This is a genomic window from Mesorhizobium sp. M7A.F.Ca.US.005.03.2.1 (genome assembly GCF_003997795.1).
In the GTDB taxonomy this organism is placed as follows: domain Bacteria; phylum Pseudomonadota; class Alphaproteobacteria; order Rhizobiales; family Rhizobiaceae; genus Mesorhizobium; species Mesorhizobium ciceri.
Genome location: NZ_RZRP01001246.1, coordinates 1 through 1,277, shown reverse-complemented (window position 1 = coordinate 1,277; position 1,277 = coordinate 1). Strand labels below are relative to the sequence as shown.

Genomic DNA, 1,277 nt, shown 5'->3' with positions numbered 1-1,277 from the left:
GTTTGCCCACATCGGCGGTTTCCCGCTGGGGCTGGCCTTCGACAAATCAGGCAATCTGATCAGCTGCGTCGGCGCGATGGGGCTCTACTCCGTCTCGCCGGATCGTGAGGTCAAAAGACTGTCGGCCGAAACGTCGCGCTCGTTGACCTCGATCGTCGACGATGCACGGCTGCGTGACCCCAATGACTGCGACATCGCACCCGATGGGCGCATCTATTTCACCGACTCGACCAAGCGCTACGATGCGCATGACTGGGCGCTGGATTCGATCGAGAACCGCGCCACCGGCCGGCTGCTGGTCTACGACCCGAAGGACGGCTCGACGAAGACGTTGCTCGACGGCTATCGCTACACCAACGGTGTGTGCATGGCGCATGACGGCAAGTCGCTGTTCTTCGCCGAAAGCTGGGCCTGCCGCGTGCACCGCTATTGGCTGGAGGGGCCGAAGGCCGGCACCGCCGAATGCGTCATCCGCGACATGCCGGGCTATCCCGACAACATCAACCGCGCCTCCGACGGCAATTACTGGATGGCGTGGCTCGGCATGCGCACGCCGAGCTTCGACCTGTCGCTGCGCCATCCCGACATGCGCAAGCGCATGACGCGCCGGCTGCCGCAGGACGAATGGCTGTTCCCCAACATCAACACCGGCGGCGTGGTGAAATTCACAGAGAAGGGCGGCATCGTCGAGGCGATGGGCGACCTCACCGGCGGCGCGCACCCGATGGTCACCTCGATGCGCGAGCACAAGGGGTATCTGTTCGTCGGCGGCATCCTCAACAACCGCATCGGCCGCTACAAGATTGCAGGCGCCGACCCGAACTGGACCAGCCCCGCTTCCTATTGGGGAGCAAAGCCATGATCCTCGACCCGGTGCTCGACCTGTTCCGCGGCAAGGCGGTGACCATCCCGCCGCTCGACGGCGCTTTTCGCCCCAATACGCGGCTGGATGATGCGCCGGCTTTTGCCGAGCTGACGGAACCGGATAATCTGCTGGTTACCGGTGACAGGCTGCTGGTCTCCAGCGGCAACGCCATCCATTCGATTGCTGCTGGAGCGCAACCTGTCGTGGTCGAGACCTTTCCGTCTGCCGTCACCGCGCTGGCGCTGTCGCCATTGGGCGAACTGACGGTCGGGCTGGAAAGCGGCAAGTTGCTGATTGGCGGCAGCGACGTTTCACTGCCGGCCGGGATCAGCTGCATCACCGCACTAGCCTATGCGGATGACGGCACGCTGTGGCTGGCGAACGGCTCGGCCGAGCATGCGCCATCGCAATG

At 64.3% G+C, this 1,277-nt stretch carries 1 protein-coding gene and 1 pseudogene; both read left to right on the top strand.

Annotated features, from left to right (window positions below):
• Positions 1–862 (top strand): SMP-30/gluconolactonase/LRE family protein (locus EN991_RS36705; RefSeq protein ID WP_164769685.1); only part of this gene is annotated, 862 nt, incomplete at its 5' end.
• Positions 859–1,277 (top strand): annotated as a pseudogene (locus EN991_RS36700) (hypothetical protein); the annotation flags it as partial. The gene EN991_RS36705 and the pseudogene EN991_RS36700, both read left to right, overlap by 4 nt.